Source organism: Pseudomonas sp. B34(2017), from assembly GCF_002112915.1.
GTDB lineage: Bacteria > Pseudomonadota > Gammaproteobacteria > Pseudomonadales > Pseudomonadaceae > Aquipseudomonas > Aquipseudomonas pharyngis.
In genome coordinates this window covers 176903-197325 of the sequence record NZ_NEJA01000004.1, presented here as the reverse complement: position 1 = coordinate 197325, position 20423 = coordinate 176903, and the positions used below count along the sequence as shown (strand labels likewise).

The following is a 20423-nucleotide window of genomic DNA, read 5'->3' as shown; positions in this document are numbered from 1 at the left end:
TCCTCAGTGGCTGGCGTGTTTCCAGAAAAACCGCGCCAGCCACGCATCCACGCTCAACTTGCCGGCCCCGGCAAACACCAGCGGTACCAGCGCAGCCAAATAAATGGCCGGCAGCTTGAAGTTGCCGAAGCCTTTGTTGGTGATCGCGTAACCCTGGGCCAGCTCACTCAACGATGACCAGTCCGCCGGCCAGTGCACGGCAGCGGTGGCGACCACGGTCACGACGATCAGAGAAATCGCCGAAATCCGCGTGCCGAATCCGATCAGGATCGCCAGCGCGCAGATCAGCTCGGCCCACATCGACAGTTCCCAGTTCAGCGTGGCCGGCAAGTGGTCGAAGGGAAACGGAAACCGCTCCTGAATGTCTTCGAACCAGTTCTGGCCGTTGAATTTCTCCAGCCCCGATTCGAAAAATTCCCAGGCGATGAACAGGCGCAAGGTCAGCGGCGCGAGCCACTGGCCGGCGCGGTCGAGGTTCCAGTGCAGGCCTTTGACGGCCGACGAGAGAGCTGTGGTCATGGGAAGGCTCCATTCATTCGAAAGAAAACGGGGCACCAACGTGCCCCGTGAAAAGGGTTACTCGCCGGCGCCACACTTGCCTTCGCCGCATTTGCCTTCCGAGGTTTTTTCCGCCGAGTCGGCCTTGGCCTGGGTCTGGCTGTAGCCGTGATCCAGTTGCTTGACGCTGAACGCTTCGGAAGCCGAAGCGGCGTTGGACAGGGCCAGGCCACCGGCAAGCAGCAGGCCGAGGGTCAGGGAGGTTTTCGAGCGCTTGGTCATGGTGAATCTCCGATGCGATGTGTGAGTTCAAAGGTTTGATCGGGGTTGCCGATCGACAGGTTCATTTGAACGCCGGGCTGTATCGGTGATGTGTCGCGAAGGGCCGGATTTGTTCGCGGGATGTGTCGGGCGTCGGGCCGTACACACTTCGATACACCGCGCCGGTGTGATTCGATTGCCGGGCGCAGCGTCTAGCCACCGTGTCCCCGCAATCCCATGGGGCGAGACTTCGAGACCCGGCATGCAAGCGCTGTTGAACGAGATCCTTGACGCTGTCCGGCCCCTGATCGGGCAGGGCAAGGTGGCTGACTACATTCCCGCCCTCGGCACCGTGCCGGCCAATCAGCTGGGCATCGCCGTGTATGGCAACGACGGCGAGATGTATTGCGCCGGCGACGCCGAGACGCCGTTCTCGGTGCAAAGTATTTCCAAGGTATTCAGCCTGGTGCAGGCCATCGAACATTCTGGCGAGGCCATCTGGGAGCGTCTGGGCCATGAGCCGTCCGGCCAGCCGTTCAACTCGCTGGTGCAGCTGGAGTTCGAACGCGGCCGCCCACGCAATCCGTTCATCAACGCCGGGGCGCTGGTGATCTGCGACATCAACCAGTCACGCTTTGCGGCGCCGGCGTTGTCGATGCGCGATTTCGTGCGGCGGCTGTCGGGCAACCCGCAGGTGATGGTTGACGGCAAGGTCGCTGACTCCGAATACCAGCACCGCGCGCGCAACGCGGCGATGGCGTACCTGATGCAATCCTTCGGCAATTTCCACAACGACGTTGAAGCGGTGCTGCGCAGCTACTTCAGCCACTGCGCGTTGCGCATGAACTGCATCGATCTGGCCCGGGCGTTCTGCTTCCTGGCCAACGACGGTTTCTGCAAGCACAGCGGTGAGCAGATTCTTACTCGCCGCCAGACCCAGCAAGTCAACTCGATCATGGCCACCAGCGGCCTGTACGACGAGGCGGGCAACTTCGCCTACCGCGTTGGTCTGCCGGGCAAGAGCGGCGTCGGTGGCGGCATCGTCGCGGTGGTGCCGGGGCAGTTCACGGTGTGCGTGTGGTCGCCTGAGTTGAACACGGCGGGCAATTCGCTGGCGGGGATGGCGGCGCTGGAAATGCTCAGTTCGCGGATTGGCTGGTCGGTGTTCTGAGCCCGTGTTGCGTTGAGGGAGGCCAACCTATACATTTTCCGGCCGCCCTCAATATGGTGAATCCGCTCCATGTCTCTCGCGCTCGAACGTCTCGTCGCTGGCACGCCTATCCCTTTCGCCGGTAACCGCGTCACCGTGGTCAGCCCCGAACTGGCCGAGCGTTTCCGACCCGGCGACCATCTGCTGGTGGAGCAGGTGAGCGGCGAGCTGTTGCTGATTCCGGTGGTGGATCAGCAGGCTGCATCGGTGGCGATCGAGCGTGCAGCGGCGGCGTTTACCGCGTTGTCCGCGGTGTCGGACGAGGCCATCAGCCGCTTCTTCGATCTGTTTGCCCAACGTCTGGAAAACCCGGACGCCTGGGCGCTGATCGAAACCGCCAACCTCGCCGACATCGAGCGGGCCAAGGCTCGCAGTCGTTCCACTACCCGGTTGCTCGCTGACGAGCGCATGCGCCGCGACATGATCGCCGGCCTGCGCGCCTGGCGTGATGCGCCGGCCACCCGTGGCAAGGTGATCAGCAGCGTCGAACATGACGGCTGGAAGGTCGAGCAAGTGGTGTCGCCCCTGGGCATCGTCGCATTCGTATTTGAAGGCCGGCCAAACGTCTTCGCTGACGCCGCTGGTGTACTGCGCACCGGCAACACTGCCGTGCTGCGGATTGGCAGCGATGCGCTGGGCACCGCGCAAGCCATCGTCACCCACGCCCTGAACCCGGCGTTGGCCGATGCCGGTCTGCCGGCGGGTGCGGTGTCGCTGGTGGAGAGCGTCAACCACGCCGCCGGTTGGGCGATGTTCGCCGACCGGCGTCTGTCGCTGGCGGTGGCCCGTGGTTCGGGCCGTGCGGTCAGCCAGTTGGGCAGCATCGCCCAGCAGGCCGGCACCGCCGTCAGCCTGCACGGCACCGGTGGCGCGTGGCTGATTGCTGATCGCGATGCCGACGCCAAACGCTTCGCCGCGGTGGTACGCAACTCGCTGGACCGCAAAGTCTGCAACACTTTGAACGTCTGCCTGATCCAGCGCGACCGTGCCGCCGAACTGGTGCCACTGTTCCTCGATGCCTTGAAACAGGCCGGTACCGCGCGCGGTCAGGGCTGCAAATTGCACATCGTCGAAGGCAGCGAAAGCTATCTGCCGAGCGACTGGCAGAACGCAACGGTCGAGGTCTATCGCGCCGAGGGTTACCAGACTGAAGTCCTGGCCGAACCGCTGCCGGAAGCTCAACTGGGTCGCGAATGGGAGTGGGAAGAAACCCCGGAAACCAGCCTGATGATCGTCGACGATCTGGATCAGGCCATCGCGCTGTTCAATCGCTACAGCCCGCAGTTCACCGTGTCGCTGATCAGCGAAGACGCGGCGGTTCAGGAACGTTTCTACAGCGCGGTCAACGCGCCGTTCGTGGGCAACGGGATCACCCGTTGGGTCGATGGCCAGTACGCGCTGAACAAGCCGGAACTGGGGCTTTCGAACTGGGAAAGTGGCCGGTTGTTTGCCCGCAGCGCGATTCTCTCCGGTGACGGCGTGTTCACCGTACGCAGCCGCATGACGCAGATCGATCTGGGCGTAAAACGCTGAACAGAACAACGCCGCGCCCGTCGCAATGACGGGCGCGGCGTTGTGTTTTCAAGCCGCATCGACTGCCTGACCGTACACCGCGCACGTCGACGGTTGCTCGGCCAGCGAGACGAAGGTGCGACGGTCGGCACTCAGCGCGTCGATCGAACCGGTCTCGATGTCGTACACCCAGCCATGCAGATTCAGCAGGCCTTTCTCCTGAGCCAGGCGCACGCTCGGGTGAGTCTGGATATTCGCCAGTTGCGCGATCACGTTTTCCCGCACCATCGAACTCAGCCTGGCGGCGTCATTGGCGTGTGGCCGCGATTCGTTGACCACTTTCGCCGACTCGGCGTGTTGCAGCCAGCCGCTGACGGCGGGCAGGTGATCCATGCATTTGCACTGGGCGATGGCGGTCATGGCGCCGCAATCGGAGTGGCCGCAGATCACGATGTCGGTTACGCCGAGCACGGCCACCGCGTATTCCACCGTCGCCGAAACCCCGCCCGGATGCGGACTGTAGGACGGCACGATATTGCCGGCGTTGCGGATCACGAACAGCTCGCCGGGTTCCTGCTGGGTCAGCAGTTCCGGAACGACGCGGCTGTCGGAGCAAGTGATGAACAGCGTGCCCGGGGTTTGGGTAGTCGCCAGGTGTTTGAACAGCTCGGTGCGTTGCGGAAACGCTTCGTTCTGGAATTTCAGGAAGCCTTCGATCAGGTTTTTCATGGTGTGTCCTCTCAGTTCGAACAGCCGGTGCCGAATTCGCTGTATTGAAGAATGTGTTTTGCGCCGTGGCTGTCGAGGTAAGTCATCTCGACTGGCACTACGCCGCAGACGTCGGCGACCGGGGTGATGCTCACGACTTGCGCGATGTCCAGCGACATGCCGTAGCGGTAGGCGACGGCCTCTTCATCAGCCTGGGCCTGGGCGGCGAGGCCGGTGAGCAGGGCCAGGGTCAACAGAATTTTTTGCATGGGGCAGCCTCCAGGCAGATGTGGTGATGTCTTGGCAAATCAGGTTTGGATGGGCCCGCACGCGGGGGGCGGGCCCGGAGGGATCAGAACGGACGCAGCGGGAGGAACTTGCCGTCGAGGGTGACCACGGCGCGGGAACCGCCTTCAGGGTCTTCGACTTTCTTGATGTCGAGCTTGAAGTTGATCGCGCTGATGATGCCGTCGCCGAACTGCTCGTGAACCAGTGCCTTCAGGGTGGTGCCGTAGATCTGAATCATCTCGTGGAAGCGGTAGATGGTCGGGTCGGTCGGCACACCGTCGAGGCTGCCGCGCAGCGGGATGATTTGCAGGGCGGCGACGTCTTCGGCGCTCAGCTCAAGCTTGTCGCCGACCACTTCGGCCGCGGCTTTTGGCAGTGGATGCTGGCCGAGGAGGGCGGCGGTGACGTAGGCCAGGCTCAGGCCGGTGCCGTCGGCCAGATCCTGCCACGACAGGTTTTTCTGAGCCTTGGCATCCAGGGCGCGGGTGGTCAGGGCGATGCGGCTGTCGTTGTAGGCTTGGGATTGCATGGTGCTTCTCCTTTCGGGGTTGGCTTGCTGTGTGGATTCATCTTCTGCCGATTGATCCATAGCGTCCAAGACCGATATACAATGCTAGGCATAAGTACTGCCTATAGGTGGAGCGTTCCATGCTGCTGCGACATTTGCGATACCTGCTGGCCGTGGCCGATCACGGTGGTTTCACCCGGGCGGCCGAGGCGCTGCACGTGTCGCAGCCGACCCTGTCGCAACAGATCCGCCAACTGGAAGAAAGCCTCGGTGTGGATCTGTTCGACCGCACCTCGCGCTCGGTCAAACCGACTGACGCCGGCCAGGCCTATATCGAATGCGCGCGACGGGTACTGGTGGAGCTGGAGGCGGGCAAGCGCGCGTTGCATGACGTGAAGGATCTGTCCCGAGGCTCGCTGCGCCTGGCCATGACGCCGACGTTCATGGCGTACCTGGTCGGGCCGTTGGTGCGCGACTACGTGGCGCGGTATCCGGGGATTCACCTGGAGATTTTCGAGTTGTCGATGGATGACATCGAGGCCGGGCTGGCGGATGACTCGCTGGATATCGCGATTGCCTTCACGCCGGTGCGTAATCCGGACATTGATTGCATTCCGGCGTTTGTCGAGACGTTGGGGGTGATGGTCGGGCGTGAACATCCGTTGTATGCCAGTGCTTCTGTGCTGACGCCGGAGGACATCGCGCAGCTGGATTTCGCCTTGCTGGCGCCGGATTTTTTCACGCGCCTGTCGATCGATGAATACTTCCGCCAGCACGGCATCACGCCCAAGGTGCAGATCGAGGTGAATTCGGTGAGCACGTTGCTGGAAGTGATCCGGCATGCGCCGATTGCGACCATGTTGCCGGAAGCGATTGCGACCGAGGACCGGGCACTGCGCCGCTTGCGTGTCGAGAGCGAGGCGCCGCAGCGGGGAGCGGCGTTATTGCGGCGCAAGAACAACTATCACAGTGCGGCGGCAGAGGCGTTCATGAAGCTGGTGCTGGAAACTCGTTCATGAGCTTTTTTGCGAGCAATAAAAAGGGCCTGCTTCGTTTTCGAAGCAGGCCCTTTTTTATTGAAGTTTTAACTTAGCAGAACCGATCAATCACCCGAACTTCGTTGTTGTTCTGCATCGAGTCCCACGCCTGTTTCAGCGTCTGCAGAACATTACCGATGAAGTCCTTGTCGGCCGCGGCTTTCTTGCCGACATAGCCGTGGCCGCGGCGGTACATCTTCAGGCGGGCCAGCAGGTTCTGGTTGTTCCGGTCGAACTCTTCTTCACCAGCATGGGGCGACAGGCAGTCGATATGGACCTGACCCGACTTGCTGATCCACAGAATATGGCTGTCGTGGCTGTCTTTTTGCGCCGCGAACATACGAGCCAGTTCTTCGATAGTAGGTTGATTGTTCAGATTCATGATATTGCCCCTTGACCAGTCTGGTGATCTTTCAAAGTTGATTCGCTAATACAGGTAGCCCATCGGTTAGTTGATCCCTGGCACCGAAACCAGGACGTCAGCGGTCGCCCGTATGAAGTACGGGGTCATGCGTCTGTTGCATGTAGTCGTGTTGAATAACTGCTACGCAAAAGCGTCACAACGAGGAGAAGCAGCGAAAACCGGGAGGCTCCTTGACGACGTTTTCAGGGTCGACCACAAGCGTCTTGAGAATTTTCGCCAGCGCTTCTCGTCCTTGTACTGGACGTTCAGGCCAGGTCAGCTTCTTCAATCTGCCTTGTGGGCAGCGTGTATCCGGAAAAAACAGCTCGGCGGTCAGACGAGCTTGCTCAAGCGTGTTGCCAATGCTCCCGATCGGGGAGACGTCTGCATCATGCAAAAGCAAAACGATGCCGTCAACGGTTTTGTAGTGATTATTTTTGGTCACTACATATTGTCGGACAAAGTCATTCTGGAATGAAAAAAGAGGTCTTCAGACAGCGGGAGAAAGGCTGCGCAGGCAGTAGAACGTACAGGGATAGCCGTCCACGGTTTTGGTCTGGCGGGTAAAGTCGCCGCCGCTCAGCTCGGGGATGAACCGGGCCCAGAACCGCTGTGCAGGCAGGTTTGCGTCGACATGGAAAATCTGCCATCGACCGGGCAGGTGGCTCAAGAGGGCAGAGGCGACAAACTGCGCGACGCCTTGGCCACGCCAGCGCCGGCTGACGAATAAATAGCCGATGTTGTAGTCGGCGCCTTCGATGAGAAGGTGGTCATCCACGGTCACGAACCCCGCCAGTTCGCCGTCGACGTGGATCAGGAATGGCCGCGTCGCCGGCTGGCGCCAGTAATTGTCTTTCAACTGGATCGGGAAGAAACCATGCCCGCCGAGCTTCAGCGGCAGCCACTCGCTGAAGTCATAGGTGTAGAACTGCATCAGGTTTTCGAGGGTGTCCAGTTCGTCGCGTCGGGCGACGCGCAGTTCGATGACAGACATGCCGCTGCCTCCTGACCATCACTGTTGAAACAGTAGCGCGCAGCGGGCTATTTGGCCGCCGGTTTCGCCGAGCGTTTGCCGGTTCCGGTGGTTTTGCGCCGAGTGGTCTTGCGTTTGTTCTTCCATGGCGCAGCGGCCTTGCCGGCAGGTGGCGGGCCGCTGATGGTCAGGCTCAGCCCGGCGCAGCGGGTCACTTGCTTGCTCATCCACGCGGCCTGTTTGGTGACGAATACCTCCAGACTCATTTCGCCGCTCTGCACCATGTCCAGCGCCTGCTCCCAGATCCCTGTGGTGCCGGGGTCGGCAATCGCCCGCGGTACGGCGTCGATCAGGCTGAAGGCGGCGGGCGTGGCGGACAGCGCCTTGCCGTTCTTCACCAGATAACCGCGATCCAGCAACCCTTGAATGATCGAGGCGCGGGTGGCCTCGGTGCCGATGCCGGTGGTGTCCTTGAGTTTCTGCTTGAGCAGCGGATCTTCCACCAGTTTGGCGACGTTCTTCATGGCCTTGATCAGGTCGCCTTCGGTGTAGGGCTTGGGCGGTTGCGTCCACAGGTCCTTGAGCTTCACGTCCGCCACGGCGCACTCGGCGCCTTGGGTCAGTGTCGGTAGCGTCTGTGGCGCGGGGGCTTCACGCCCCCTGGCCGGGGCCAGCGCTTCGGGCAACGCGCGTTTCCAGCCCGGCTCGATGATCTGCTTGCCGACCGCGCGCAAGGTTTCCCCGGCGCAATCGAAATCGGCCTGGGTGCGGTCGTATTCGTGATTGGGCAGGAACTGCGCCAGATACCGCGCGCGAACCAGCGTGTAGACCGCGCGGTGCTTGCCGGTCAGACGCTCCAGGTTTTTCGCGGCAGCGGTCGGAATGATGCCGTGGTGGGCGCTGACCTTGGCGTCGTTCCAGGCGCGGGAGCGGCGCTGTGGCTCCAGATGCTCGCGCAGCGCTTCGAGGCTCGGGTCGGCCTGACGCAGCGCCGCAAGAATCCCTGGCGCCTCGCTGTGCTGGCTCAGGGGCAGGTAGCCGCAATCGCTGCGCGGGTAGGTGATGACTTTGTAGGTTTCGTAAAGCGCCTGGGCGATATCGAGGGTTTCCTGGGCACCGAGGCCGAGCTTCTTCGAGCAGACTTCCTGCAAGGTGCCGAGGTCGAAGGGCAGGGGTGCCACTTCGCGCATGCGTTCGGTGCGCAGCTTGACCACCCGGGCGCTGGCGGCGCTGCCGATGGCGGCGGCCGCTTGCTGGGCGAGGGCCTGATTGAGACAACGGTCCTGATCGTCACAGGCATCGCCCGGCGCACGCCACTGCGCCGTGAACGGCGTGCCGTTGTGCAGCAGTTGCACGTCGATGGCCCAGTACGCGACCGGCACGAAATCGGCAATGCTGCGGTCGCGATCCACCACCAGCCGCAACGTCGGCGTCTGCACCCGGCCCACCGGCAGTACACCTTGATAGCCTGATTGCCGGCCGAGCAGGGTGAACAGCCGACTCATGTTCATCCCGATCAGCCAGTCCGCCCGCGAGCGCCCCAGTGCCGAGTGATACAGGCTGAAGGTTTCAGCGCCCGGTTTGAGCGCCGCCAGCGCCTTGCGAATCGAGGCTTCGTCCAGCGCCGACAGCCACAAGCGGCGGATCGGCCCGCGATAGCGGCAATGCTCCACCAGCTCCCGGGCGATCATTTCGCCCTCGCGGTCGGCGTCGGTGGCGATGATCAGTTCGCTGGCCTCGCCGAGCAGGCGCTTGACCGCCTTGTACTGGCTGGCGGTACGCGGCTTTACGGTCATTTTCCATTTGTCCGGGATGATCGGCAGGTCCGCCAGCACCCAGCGCTTGTATTTGGCGTCGTAGGCGTCCGGCGGCGCGGTTTCCAGCAAGTGGCCGATGCACCAGGTCACCGTGACGTCCGTTCCCAGCCAGCAGCCGTCGCCCCGACGCTTTGCGCCGAGCACGGCCGCAATGTCCTTGGCCTGGGAAGGTTTTTCACACAGGTACAGCCGCATAACCACCGTCGTCGATCATTGCCCGAATAGGCGCACAGAATGGCCTGACTCGGGCGAACGGGCAACTTTTATCTGTATGGATATACAGATAAAAAGATTGCCGAGCGTGTACAGCTTTTATCGGTCGGTTTCGAAAATCGACGCCATGGAGGAACGCCGTACTCTGGCAAACCACCAGAGAGCCGCAACGCCCAGCAGCGTCGCCAGCACAGCCAGGATCAGGATCACACGTTGTGCCCCCAAAGGCGCGGCGAGCAGCGCAACAAGCAGTCCCGCGAGCGGTTGTGACAAGTTGTTGAGCAGGGTGATCACGCCCACGGTCTTGCCGAAGTCCTGAGGGGGAATGACTCGCTGGCGAATGCTGCGCATGTAAACGTTGAACATCTTGTCGAAGCCGACGATCAACAGAAAACCCAGCACATAACCCGCCAGGTTCGGGCTCAGGGCGCTGATGAAGGCGCCGGCGGCGAGCATCGAATAGGCAACGCCACCCAATACGCGCAACGGCAATACCACCCGGGCGAGGAAAAACAGAATCACGATGGTGGTCACCGCGCCAGCCGCTTGCAGCACGGCGTAGTCGTCCTTGCCGGCGCTGTATTGACCGAGCACCATGGCCGCCGAAGTGGCCAGGGTGACCCCGACAATCAGGTTGACCCCGATCGCCAGGGTGATGATCTTTTTCAGCTCCGCCAGTTCGCGGATATGCCTGAACGCGATGCGCAGAGGCTGCAGCCAGATGTCCTGATGCTGCTCAAACACCTCGAGGGTGATACGACTGAAACGTTGCCACACCAGCATGCTCAGGTCGGCCAGCAGGAACAGCCCGGCCACCCACAGCACCACCCAGTGCCAGGCCGAAACCTCCAGCAGCAATGCCGCCACCAAGGGTCCCAGAACCAGTCCGGTCTGGTCGGCTATCTGCGAGTAGGAAAGGGTTTTGGTGTAGCTGTAGTGCTGGAAAATATGCGGCATCAGCACTTCGCGGGCCATGATGCCCTGAGTAGTCAGCACGCCGCACAGCGCAGACAGCACCACAAGCCACGCGATACCGCCGAAGACGGCATAAAGCCCAACCGCCAACACGCAGAGCAGCGCCCGGTAGACCTGACTGATGTGCAGAATCCTGATGGGCGAGAACTTGTCGCACAGGGCCCCACACAGTGGAAACGCGAGAAAACGCGGCAGCGACTCGACGAAAAATGCGAGCCCCGCCCAGGACGCGCTGTTGGTGGTCTGGAACACCACCAGCGGCACGATGAACAACAGGATCTGATCCGCCAGCCGCGACAGGAACAGCGAGATGAAGAAAGCCAGGTAATCCTTACGCATGATGACTCCTGTCGGTGGGCGTTTTGGGCGTGATATGAAACCAGAATCCGCCGCCTCCGCAAGCGGCGGTCATATTTGATCGGAGAAAAACCGTTCGGCTGCGAACCCGACGAGATTCCCCCGCATGGGTTATACCTGAACCGGTGCCTTCGCCGCCGTCAGGAGAAACCGATGAAAACGTCCGGTCCCAGTCCCGTCATCACCGTCGCTGAGCAGCCTGGCTGCCTGCTGGTAAAATTCCACGGCATACAGGTCGCCGCCTCGGCCCGAGCGCTGGTGCTGCTCGAAGCCAATTACCCGCCCGTCTACTACATCCCGCGCGAAGATATCGACGAAAAATACTTCGCCCGCACCGACCACACCACCTACTGCCCGTACAAGGGCGATGCCAACTATTTCAGTCTGCAAGTGCCGGGGCATGAAGGGGCGAATGCGGTGTGGACGTACGAAAATCCGAAGATTTCGGTCAGCCAGATCAAGGATTACGTGGCGTTTTATCCCGATCAGGTGAAGTTTGAGTTGCTGGACGCGGAGGTCTGAGATCCAGCTGGGTGGCGAGGGCATTGCGCCCCCGCCACACGAATATCAATCAGTTCTTGTCCAGATCGATATTCTTCGTCTCACGCAGACAGATCATCCCCACCACCAGGCTCACTCCGGTAATCAGCACCGGGTACCACAGCCCATAGAAAATATCCCCGGTGTACACCACCAGCGCAAACGACACGGTTGGCAGGAATCCGCCGAACCAGCCGTTGCCGATGTGATACGGCAGGGACATCGAGGTGTAGCGGATGCGGGTCGGGAACAGTTCGACCATCAGCGCGGCGAGCGGACCGTAGCACATGGCCGAGATGATGATCAGGCCGACGATCAGGGCCACGATCATCGGTTTGTTGATTTGCTGCATGTCGGCCTGTTGCGGGTAGCCGGCCAGAGTGATGGCGCCGCGCAGGGCGGCTTCGTCGAAGCCGTCGAGCTTCACATCGCCGACGCTCACTTGCACCGTGCTGCCCGCCGGCGCGGCGACGCTGGAGTAGGGTAGGCCTTGTTTGACCAGGAAGGTTTTGACCTTGTCGCACGGGCTGTCGAATTTGGCCTTGCCCACCGGATCGAACTGGAAGGTGCAGGTCGCCGGATCCGCCACCACGGTGATTGGTGCCTGTCGGCTGGCGTGGTCGATGGCCGGGTTGGCGTAGTGGGCCAGGGATTTGAAGATCGGGAAGTACAGCGCGGTGGCCAGCAGCAAGCCAAGCATCAGCACCGGTTTGCGCCCGACCTTGTCCGACAGCCAGCCGAAAATGATGAAGAACGGCGCGCCGATCACCACGCTGATGATCAGCAGACTGTTGGCCACCGCGGGGTCCATTTTCAGGAACTGGGTGAGGAAGAACAGCACGTAGAACTGCGCGGCGTAGAAGGTCACCGCTTGCCCGGCGTTGATACTGAACAGGGCGATCAGCACGACCTTGAGGTTTTCCCATTTGCCGAAGGATTCGCGGATCGGCGCCTTGCTGGCCTTGCCTTCCTCTTTCATTTTCAGATAGGCCGGCGATTCGTGCAGGCTCAGGCGAATCCAGGTGGAAATGCCCAGCAGCACGATCGACAGCAGGAACGGAATACGCCAGCCCCAGACTTCGAATTGATCGCCGGTGAAGTAGCGGCAACCGAGCACCACCAGCAGCGACAGCAGGAGACCAAGGGTCGCGGTGGATTGAATCCAGCTGGTGTGGAACCCGCGCTTGCCGATCGGCGCGTGTTCGGCCACGTAAGTCGCGGCGCCGCCGTATTCGCCGCCGAGGGCAAGGCCCTGAAGCATGCGCAGTATCACCAGAATGATCGGTGCGGCGATGCCGATGCTGGCGTAGGTCGGCAGCAGACCTACGGCGAAGGTCGCCACACCCATCAGGATGATGGTTGCGAGGAAGGTGTATTTGCGCCCGATCATGTCCCCCAACCGACCAAACACCAGCGCCCCGAACGGCCGTACGATGAAGCCTGCGGCAAACGCCATGAGCGCGAAGATGAACGCCGTGGTGTCGTTGACCCCGGCGAAAAACTGCTTGCTGATGACCGCCGCCAGGGCGCCGTAGAGGAAGAAGTCATACCACTCGAACACCGTCCCCAGGGACGAGGCGAAGATGACCTTTCGGGTATCGGGGCTGGAGTCCGTGCTGCGCACGGCGTCCAGAGGCTGAACGTGTTCTGACATATCGGTATCCCTCACAGTGATTGTTTTTGTTGTTTCCACTGTCGGCACCGGCCTTGTGGGTGGGCGCCGCTGTTCCTTTGGTCAAGAGAGTGCGGTCAGTGCTTTTTCTTCGGCGGGAAAACTCCGGGCGGTTGGGTTGAGAATCAGCTGTGCCGCTTTTTCAGCAATCATCAGCGTAGGCGAACAGGTGTTGCCCGAGGTAATGCGCGGCATGATCGACGCATCGGCAATCCGCAGCCCCGGTACGCCATGCACGCGCAACTGCGCATCGACCACCGCTTCCGCATCGTTACCCATGCGACAAGTGCCGACCGGGTGGAAAATCGTCGTGCCGATCTTCGCCGCCGCTTCGTGCAGTTGTTCTTCGGTTTGCAGGCTGGCGCCGGGCAGGTATTCCACCGGATTGAAGGCTTGCAGGGCGGGGGCGCTGACGATGCGCCGGGTCAGGCGAATCGCGTCGGCGGCCACGCGCAGGTCTTCGGGATGGCTGAGGTAGTTGGGCTGGATCAGCGGCGCGGTTTGCGGATCGGCGGCGCGGATTTCGATTCGGCCCCGGCTCTGCGGCCGCAAATCACACACCGACGCGGTGAATGCGGGGAAGCTGTGCAGCGGCTCGCCAAAACGCTCCAGCGACAGCGGCTGCACGTGATATTCGAGGTTGGCCGAAGTCTGTTCCGGCCCGGAGCGGGCAAATGCGCCCAGCTGACTCGGCGCCATCGACAACGGCCCGCTGCGGTCGTACAGGTAACGCAGGCCCATGCCCATCTTGCCCCACACGCTGCCGGCGATCTGGTTGAGGGTGCGGGCGTTTTCCAGTTGGTAGATAAGCCGCAGTTGCAGGTGATCCTGCAGGTTGCCGCCGACGCCCGGCAGTTCATGCACCACACCGATGCCGAGCTTTTCCAGCAGCGGGCGCGGCCCGATTCCGGAGCGTTGCAGAATGCTCGGCGAGCCCACGGAGCCGGCGCACAACACGATCTCCTTGCGCGCCTTGAAGCTCTTTTGTTGACCCTGCCAACGGGCACTGACTTTCGAGGCGCGACCGTCCTCGAACAACACTCGATCCACTTCGACTTCGGTCAATACCGTGAGATTGGCCCGATCGCGAATCGGCTTCAGAAACGCCTTCGCCGCATTCCAGCGCACCCCGGCCTTCTGATTGACCTGAAAGTAGCCGCAACCCTCGTTGTCGCCCTGGTTGAAGTCATCGATGCTGGCGATGCCGCTCTGTTCGGCAGCGCTGCGGAATGCATCGAGAATCGGCCACGACAGGCGCTGGCGTTCAACGCGCCATTCACCCTTGTCGCCATGAAAGTCCGCCGCGCCGGCAAAGTGGTTTTCGCTCTGTTTGAACAGCGGCAGCACGTCATTCCAGGCCCAGCCCGGATTGCCCTCGGCAGCCCAGCCGTCGTAGTCGTTGGCCTGGCCGCGCATGTAGATCATGCCGTTGATCGACGAACAGCCGCCCAGCACCTTGCCGCGCGGATAACTCAGCGCGCGGCCGTTGAGGCCCGGTTGTTCTTCGGTCTTGAAGCACCAGTCGGTGCGCGGGTTGCCGATGCAGAACAGGTAACCCACGGGGATGTGAATCCACGGATAGTTGTCGCGCCCGCCAGCCTCCAGCAACAGCACGCGCTGCTGTGGATCGGCCGACAGCCGATTGGCCAGCAAACACCCGGCCGGCCCGGCGCCGACCACGATGTAATCGAATTCATCAAGGGAAGTCTGCATTCCCTGACCTCGCTTATTGTTTTTGTTGTCGGTCATCCTAGTTGTTAGCTTTCGTCAAAAGAATGTTAGTTTTTGCGCAGCCGCTGTGCGTTTTCAAACAGCGCTCCCTGACGATAGCCGACAAGGACAAGCCATGTTTGACTGGAACGATCTGCGGTTCTTTCTCGAGTTGCAACGCAGCGGGCGCTTGCTCACTGCCGCCCGCCGCCTGAACACCACGCACGCCACCGTCGCCCGGCATATCGAGGCCATCGAAAAAAGCCTTGGCACCGCGTTGTTCGTCCAGCACGCCCAGGGGTACGAGATGACTCCGGCGGGGGAGGCGCTGCTCAAGCATGCCGAAGCCATGGAGAACGTCGCTCTGCTGGCTCAGGAGGAAATCACTCAATCCACCGCACCGTTGGGCAAGATTCGCGTTGGCGTGACGGAGGGGCTGGGCATCATGTTTTTGGCCAGCCGCATGATCGGGTTGTTCGAACGCTATCCTGGGCTGGAAGTGGAACTGGTGGCGGTGCCGCGCTTCGTCAGCATCCTCAACCGAGAGGCGGAAATCAGCATTCACCTGGAGCGGCCGGCGGCAGACATGCTGGTCACCCGTAAACTCACCGATTACCGGCTTGCGCTCTATGCCAGCCGCGCCTACCTGGACAACGCGCCGCCATTGCGCAGCCGCGAGGATCTTGGCCGGCATGCGTGGATCGGCTATGTCGATGATCTGCTGTTCAGTCAGGAGCTGATGTTTCTCAACAGCTTCTGCCGCAACCCACGGGTGGTATTTCACAGCACCAGCGTGATCGCCCAGCAGCAGGCGGCGCGCTCAGGTCTCGGCATTGCCGTTCTTCCTTGTTACATGGCGGCGTCGGATCCGGATCTGGTGGCGCTTTTACCGGATGAGAGCATCGAGCGCAGTTACTGGATCAGCACGCGGCGCGAGTTGCACAAGTCGGTACGGTTGCGGGTGGTTTGGGATTACGTGGTGGGGCTTTGCGAAGGCGAGCGCGAGTTGTTGATGGGCCAGTAAAGACGGCTGTTTCATGCAACTAAAACGCCCGGCGAAAGGTCATTCGATTTGCGGAGGTTGAGTCATTTCGCAGAACCTCGACAACGAAGACGTTTCCCGTGGCCACTCACCTCGATCGCCGCAATAACCTGTCCCTCGACAGTCTGAATTTCTTTCTCGCCGACGTGCGTGACGGGCTCGGTCCTTATCTCGCGATTTACCTGCTGGCGGTTCACCACTGGGAGCCGGCGAGCATTGGTCTGGTGATGTCTATTGCCGGGATCGCCGCGCTCATCACCCAGACCCCGGCAGGCGCGCTGGTCGACAGCACACGCTTCAAACGGGCGCTGATAGCGATTGCCGCGCTGGTGGTCACCGGAAGCTGCCTGTTGCTGCCGTTCGTGACATCGTTCAGCTTGGTGGCGCTGACGCAGGCCATCAGCGCTGCTGCCGCTTCGATTTTCGCGCCGGCCATTTGCGCGATCACCCTTGGCATTACCGGGCCTCGCGCGTTTACGCGAAGAACCGGGCGCAATGAAACCTTCAACCACGCGGGCAATGCTTGCGCTGCGTTGTTGGCCGGTTTGTCCGCGTACCTGTTCGGCCCGGTGGCGGTGTTTTATTTGATGGCAGTCATGGCGCTGGCCAGTGTGATTGCCGTCTCGTTCGTATCGGCCGACGCCATTGACCACGATCTCGCCCGAGGACTGGAGCCTAGCGCAACGGGGCAGGGCAAGCAGCCTTCGGGCTTTTCCGTGTTGCTCACCAACCGCCCGCTGCTGATGTTTGCGATTTGCTGCGCGCTGTTTCATCTGGCGAACGCGGCGATGTTGCCGCTGGTGAGCCAGAAGCTGGCGCAGGCCAATCTGCAGATGGCCACACCGCTCACGTCTGCCTGCATCGTCGCGGCACAACTGGTGATGGTGCCGGTCGCGCTGCTGGTGGGGGCGAAAGCCGATCTTTGGGGACGCAAGCCGTTGCTGTTGGCGGGGTTTCTGATTTTGCCGTTGCGTGGCGTGTTGTATGTGCTGTCGAACGATCCGTGGTGGCTGGTTTCGGTGCAGTTGCTCGATGGCATCGGCGCGGGGATTTTCGGCGCGCTGTTTCCGGTGGTGGTGAAAGACCTGACGCTGGGCACCGGGCATTTCAATGTCAGCCTCGGGGCGATTTCAACGGTGTTCGGTCTGGGTGCGGCGTTGAGCAACAGCCTGGCTGGGATTGTGGTTCAGGAGGCGGGGTACAGCGCTGCGTTCCTGACCTTGGCGGGGGTGGCGATGGCGGCGCTGGTGCTGCTTTGGGTGGCGGTGCCGGAGACGGTGTCGCGCTCTGGTGTTGAATCAACCGGGTTGCAAAAAAGTGTGCCGCCGATGGTTGTTCCCTGACGTATCAGCCTGCTTGTACTGGACTGCGTAAACGTCATGGCCTTCAATCTTTGAGGTCATGACATTCCATCGCAAACAGGGAGCTTGCAGCATGAGCGAAGACGCAAAAGTAAAAGGCCCGGCATCCTACTTTCCTTCAATCGAAAAGAAGTACGGCCAACCCATCGACCACTGGCTGAATCTGCTCGCCAGCATCACCGACAAAAAACACATGGAACTGGTCACATGGCTCAAGACCGAACACGGCATGGGTCACGGGCATGCGAACGCATTGGTTGCTCATCATCTGGCTAGCGGCACGAAGTGAGGACATCTTCACGATGATCCGGCCAGCGGTTCGTTTTCCGCTGGTCAAACAGCGTATTGACATATCGAATAATCTCGATATTCTCGCGGCATGGACCTGATCGAAGTATTCAAAGCACTCTCAAACCCGGTACGGCTTGAAATCCTGAAAGGCTTGAAGGACCCCGTAAAGAACTTCCCCCCGCAGGACGAGGGCGACGTTCACACGGTGGGCGTGTGTGTGAGCAGTATTCAAGAGGGCATCGGACTCTCGCAGTCAACGGTGTCCGGTTATCTTGCAACGCTGCAGCGCGTGGGCCTGGTTGAAGTCAGGCGCATCGGTCAGTGGACCTACTACAAGCGCAATGAAGCCAACATCAGCGCTTTAGCCGAGGTCATAGGGAAAGAGCTGTAAAAAAATTTACCGCATGATATCGAGATATCTCGATATCCCTTATTGTCGATACGAGGATTCACCATGAAAGCGATGCTGCTTGAATCATTTGGCAACCCTGAATCGTTCGAACTCTGCGACGTACCCAAACCCGTGCCGGAAGCGGGGCAAGTGCTGGTCCGGGTACACGCCACCTCGATCAATCCATTGGATTATCAAGTCCGACGCGGCGACTATCCCGATCTGGTGCAACTGCCGGCCATCACCGGTCATGATGTCTCCGGCGTCGTCGAAGCGATCGGCCCGGGCGTGACGGCTTTCGCGCCGGGCGACGAAGTCTGGTACACGCCACAAATCTTCGACGGCCCCGGCAGCTATGCCGAGTACCACGTGGCGTCCGCCAGCATCATCGGCAAAAAACCTTCCTCGCTGAGCCATCTCGAAGCGGCCAGCTTGAGCCTGGTGGGCGGGACGGCGTGGGAAGCCCTGATCGTGCGGGCGGCGCTCAGAGTGGGGGAGAGCATCTTGATCCACGGTGGCGCGGGAGGCGTCGGACATGTCGCCATCCAGCTCGCCAAAGCGATGGGCGCCAAAGTGTTCACCACCGCGCGCGAAGCAAACGCCGAGTTCGTCCGTCGCATGGGCGCCGATGTGATCATCGACTACGAAAAGGACGACTACGTCGACGCCATCCTGCGAGAAACCAATGGCCTCGGAGTGGACGTGGTGTTCGACACCATCGGCGGCGACACCCTGTCGCGCAGTCCCGACGCCCTCGCACAACTTGGCCGCGTGGTCTCGATCGTCGACATCGCCAAACCACAAAATCTCGTCCAAGCCTGGGGCAAGAACGCGAGTTATCACTTCGTGTTCACCCGCCAGAACCGCGGCAAGCTCGATGAATTGAGTGCCCTGGTGGAACGCGGTCAACTGCGGCCACATGTTGGCGCGGTGTATTCGCTTGCGGAGATTCCGCTGGCCCATGCTCGGCTGGAGAGTCCCAACAATGGTCTTCAAGGGAAGATTGCGATTGTGGTGGAGCCGTCCCTTCGTTCGGGTTCTGTGGAGGATGCGTCATGATTTATGAGATCGCTTTGCTGCCTGTTCACGCCGAACGTGTTGATGAGTTCCGACGTGGATTTGCCGAGGTTGCGCCTTTGCTCCGCCGCTCGAACGGGTACGGCGGGCACATGCTTGCGCAGGGGATTGAAACGCCGGAGCGGTTCAATTTGATCGTGCGGTGGGAATCGCTTGAGGCTCATACGGAGTTTGAGGCGGGGGAGGATCACAGGGTCTTTATGCTGGGACTTGAGAGGTATTTTTCAGAGGAGCCGCAGGTTTATCACATTGAGGGGGCGGCTTTTACGGCTGGCGAAGGTGATGGGGCGCTTTGGCCCGGAAACTGAAAACATGATTTTGTGACGAGCGAGCCGGACTGGGTGACAGTCCGGCTTTTATCCGGAGTTAAACGCCCTGCGCATTGGTTGTTTAAATCAGTCCTGCAGCCACACCCGGATGCCCACAGCGCCTTGCGCCGTCCCCTACACCTAAGACAGAATCCGCCGGCTTGTGCGTCTGGACTTCCGACCGTAACTTGATTCCCGTCACTGCCCATCAGTGATCGGGTCTGCAAGCCCGCCGGAAAAACCAGTCGCACAGCCTGCCAAAAGGACGCTTGTTTGCGTCCGCTCAATGGCGGCTTTGTGCGGGAGACCCTCGGGTCTGCCGGGTGCCTGGTTTCCCGGTCTTGCAGACCCGCACATGGCTGCCACCCATCATCTGCAAGTGATGCTGGTAGCTCCTATTGAAAATCAGGAGTTTCACCATGATCAAACCCACACCGAATCCCCCGGAAACCGATCCGGTTTCACCCTACAGATTCCCCGACTCCCGAACCCTGAACGAAGCCGCCGAACGCGCACTCGATCATTACCTCACTCCACAGCAACGGGTCATGGGTAGTCACCACAAACACGATCCGATGTACCTGGCCAATCCGGCGTATGACACCGAATCACTGCTCGCCAACGCCAGCGAATCCCTCGGTTCGGCCAGCGAAATGCTCAACAATTTTGCCGCTACGCTGGAGCCCGCTCACCGTAAGACTGCGATAGGGATTGCGCAGATTGTGATGCTCGGGGAATTGGCAGTGAATCAGGCGTTGGATAACGTCGAACTGAAGACTTAAGGCTGTCCTTCAGAAAAAGGGAGCAGATTCATTACCTGAATCTGCTCCCTTTTTTGTTTGTTTGAGCTCAGCCGTTGGCGTTTGCTCTCTTTTCCGCTGTCACGATGCAAGCCTTGTAGAAATTGGAATGGAAATCGCTGATCGCTTTCTGTTGCAAACTCTCGCTTGAGTATTGAGGAATCTCGTACGCCTCGCGAATCAACGACTTGAACACCTCACCCACATACTCGTTCTGCTTACCTGCCGCTTCGGCCAGTTCCAACACCGAAGCCATGGGCACGCCTTGCTGCCTGGTTTTCATGACCTGTTTGGCCGAGTTTTCTATTCGTTGGCACTCTTCGAGCTCTTCCTGCGGTACGGGAGAGGCAAGAGCGGAAAAACTGATGGCGAAGGTTACTGCTGCTGCCAGACATTGTTTGTGCACGAGGTGTCGTCCCTGGTTTTGAGGCTGAACCTTATCATTCGTGGCTCGGCGCCACCATTGCAGGC

24 protein-coding genes are annotated in these 20423 nt (G+C 60.8%); 12 read left to right on the top strand and 12 right to left on the bottom strand.

Going from position 1 to position 20423, the window contains the following annotated elements:
• Window positions 1–3: 3 nt before the first annotated feature.
• Window positions 4–519, bottom strand: coding sequence for a DoxX family protein (locus CAF80_RS14250; RefSeq protein WP_074688748.1), 516 nt, complete (start codon window positions 517–519; stop codon window positions 4–6).
• A gap of 57 nt (window positions 520–576) precedes the next feature.
• Entirely contained in the window at window positions 577–780 is a 204-nt protein-coding gene (locus tag CAF80_RS14245) for a hypothetical protein (protein WP_039767107.1), read from the bottom strand.
• Window positions 781–1021: 241 nt separating this feature from the next.
• Here CAF80_RS14245 and glsB point away from each other — a divergent pair, with 241 nt between their 5' ends.
• Window positions 1022–1930: a glutaminase B gene (gene glsB, locus CAF80_RS14240; protein WP_011334745.1), complete on the top strand. Its 909-nt coding sequence runs from the start codon at window positions 1022–1024 to the stop codon at window positions 1928–1930.
• 69 nt (window positions 1931–1999) lie between these two features.
• Window positions 2000–3502, top strand: coding sequence for an aldehyde dehydrogenase family protein (locus tag CAF80_RS14235; RefSeq protein WP_085667573.1), 1503 nt, complete (start codon window positions 2000–2002; stop codon window positions 3500–3502).
• Between the two features lie 48 nt (window positions 3503–3550).
• Here the strand turns inward: CAF80_RS14235 and CAF80_RS14230 are convergent, their stop codons facing one another.
• From CAF80_RS14230 to cynS, 3 genes are all read right to left on the bottom strand, one after another.
• A complete protein-coding gene (locus tag CAF80_RS14230; RefSeq protein ID WP_039767103.1) occupies window positions 3551–4210 on the bottom strand; it encodes a carbonic anhydrase in 660 nt (219 codons plus the stop codon).
• An 11-nt stretch (window positions 4211–4221) separates the two neighbouring features.
• Window positions 4222–4458, bottom strand: coding sequence for a DUF2790 domain-containing protein (locus CAF80_RS14225; protein WP_039767100.1), 237 nt, complete (start codon window positions 4456–4458; stop codon window positions 4222–4224).
• Window positions 4459–4541: 83 nt separating this feature from the next.
• On the bottom strand, window positions 4542–5006 hold the full coding sequence (gene cynS / locus CAF80_RS14220) for a cyanase (RefSeq protein WP_011334741.1): 465 nt from the start codon (window positions 5004–5006) through the stop codon (window positions 4542–4544).
• A gap of 119 nt (window positions 5007–5125) precedes the next feature.
• Between cynS and cynR the strand changes: the two genes are divergently transcribed.
• Window positions 5126–6004: a transcriptional regulator CynR gene (gene cynR, locus CAF80_RS14215; RefSeq protein ID WP_074688744.1), complete on the top strand. Its 879-nt coding sequence runs from the start codon at window positions 5126–5128 to the stop codon at window positions 6002–6004.
• A gap of 70 nt (window positions 6005–6074) precedes the next feature.
• Here the strand turns inward: cynR and CAF80_RS14210 are convergent, their stop codons facing one another.
• On the bottom strand, window positions 6075–6404 hold the full coding sequence (locus tag CAF80_RS14210) for a hypothetical protein (RefSeq protein ID WP_011334739.1): 330 nt from the start codon (window positions 6402–6404) through the stop codon (window positions 6075–6077).
• Between the two features lie 127 nt (window positions 6405–6531).
• Here CAF80_RS14210 and CAF80_RS14205 point away from each other — a divergent pair, with 127 nt between their 5' ends.
• Complete coding sequence (locus tag CAF80_RS14205) at window positions 6532–6903, top strand: hypothetical protein (protein ID WP_134333907.1); 372 nt, start codon at window positions 6532–6534, stop codon at window positions 6901–6903.
• A gap of 12 nt (window positions 6904–6915) precedes the next feature.
• On the opposite strand, the gene CAF80_RS14200 is transcribed toward CAF80_RS14205, so the two are convergent.
• The 3 genes from CAF80_RS14200 to CAF80_RS14190 form a co-directional block, all read right to left on the bottom strand.
• Window positions 6916–7419, bottom strand: a complete 504-nt coding sequence (locus CAF80_RS14200; protein ID WP_074688740.1) for a GNAT family N-acetyltransferase — start codon at window positions 7417–7419, stop codon at window positions 6916–6918.
• A gap of 47 nt (window positions 7420–7466) precedes the next feature.
• On the bottom strand, window positions 7467–9410 hold the full coding sequence (locus CAF80_RS14195) for a DNA topoisomerase III (protein ID WP_074688738.1): 1944 nt from the start codon (window positions 9408–9410) through the stop codon (window positions 7467–7469).
• Window positions 9411–9527: 117 nt separating this feature from the next.
• Window positions 9528–10742, bottom strand: coding sequence for an MFS transporter (locus CAF80_RS14190; RefSeq protein ID WP_085667574.1), 1215 nt, complete (start codon window positions 10740–10742; stop codon window positions 9528–9530).
• A 171-nt stretch (window positions 10743–10913) separates the two neighbouring features.
• Here CAF80_RS14190 and CAF80_RS14185 point away from each other — a divergent pair, with 171 nt between their 5' ends.
• Window positions 10914–11282 (top strand): DUF427 domain-containing protein, encoded by a 369-nt coding sequence (locus CAF80_RS14185; RefSeq protein ID WP_074688734.1) that lies wholly within the window; start codon window positions 10914–10916, stop codon window positions 11280–11282.
• Window positions 11283–11331: 49 nt separating this feature from the next.
• Here CAF80_RS14185 and CAF80_RS14180 read toward each other — a convergent pair whose 3' ends face one another.
• Window positions 11332–12954 (bottom strand): MFS transporter, encoded by a 1623-nt coding sequence (locus tag CAF80_RS14180; protein WP_085667575.1) that lies wholly within the window; start codon window positions 12952–12954, stop codon window positions 11332–11334.
• Between the two features lie 81 nt (window positions 12955–13035).
• Complete coding sequence (locus CAF80_RS14175; RefSeq protein WP_085667576.1) at window positions 13036–14685, bottom strand: GMC family oxidoreductase; 1650 nt, start codon at window positions 14683–14685, stop codon at window positions 13036–13038.
• Window positions 14686–14818: 133 nt separating this feature from the next.
• On the opposite strand from CAF80_RS14175, the gene CAF80_RS14170 reads away from it, so the two are divergent.
• The 7 genes from CAF80_RS14170 to CAF80_RS14140 all read left to right on the top strand — a co-directional run bounded on the left by CAF80_RS14170 (window position 14819) and on the right by CAF80_RS14140 (window position 19934).
• Entirely contained in the window at window positions 14819–15706 is an 888-nt protein-coding gene (locus CAF80_RS14170; protein WP_039767081.1) for a LysR family transcriptional regulator, read from the top strand.
• Between the two features lie 98 nt (window positions 15707–15804).
• Window positions 15805–17067: an MFS transporter gene (locus tag CAF80_RS14165; RefSeq protein ID WP_085667577.1), complete on the top strand. Its 1263-nt coding sequence runs from the start codon at window positions 15805–15807 to the stop codon at window positions 17065–17067.
• A gap of 91 nt (window positions 17068–17158) precedes the next feature.
• Window positions 17159–17374, top strand: coding sequence for a DUF4287 domain-containing protein (locus CAF80_RS14160; protein ID WP_074688726.1), 216 nt, complete (start codon window positions 17159–17161; stop codon window positions 17372–17374).
• Between the two features lie 90 nt (window positions 17375–17464).
• On the top strand, window positions 17465–17767 hold the full coding sequence (locus CAF80_RS14155; protein ID WP_007950555.1) for a helix-turn-helix transcriptional regulator: 303 nt from the start codon (window positions 17465–17467) through the stop codon (window positions 17765–17767).
• Between the two features lie 63 nt (window positions 17768–17830).
• The gene (locus tag CAF80_RS14150; protein ID WP_085667578.1) at window positions 17831–18826 is read left to right on the top strand and encodes a zinc-dependent alcohol dehydrogenase family protein; all 996 of its coding nucleotides are present in this window, start codon (window positions 17831–17833) and stop codon (window positions 18824–18826) included.
• Entirely contained in the window at window positions 18823–19152 is a 330-nt protein-coding gene (locus CAF80_RS14145; protein ID WP_085667579.1) for an antibiotic biosynthesis monooxygenase, read from the top strand. The genes CAF80_RS14150 and CAF80_RS14145 overlap by 4 nt, the downstream gene beginning before the upstream one ends.
• A gap of 419 nt (window positions 19153–19571) precedes the next feature.
• Window positions 19572–19934: a DUF6124 family protein gene (locus CAF80_RS14140; RefSeq protein WP_039767057.1), complete on the top strand. Its 363-nt coding sequence runs from the start codon at window positions 19572–19574 to the stop codon at window positions 19932–19934.
• Window positions 19935–20001: 67 nt separating this feature from the next.
• Here CAF80_RS14140 and CAF80_RS14135 read toward each other — a convergent pair whose 3' ends face one another.
• Window positions 20002–20358 (bottom strand): hypothetical protein, encoded by a 357-nt coding sequence (locus CAF80_RS14135; RefSeq protein ID WP_039767675.1) that lies wholly within the window; start codon window positions 20356–20358, stop codon window positions 20002–20004.
• Between the last annotated feature and the right edge of the window lie 65 nt (window positions 20359–20423).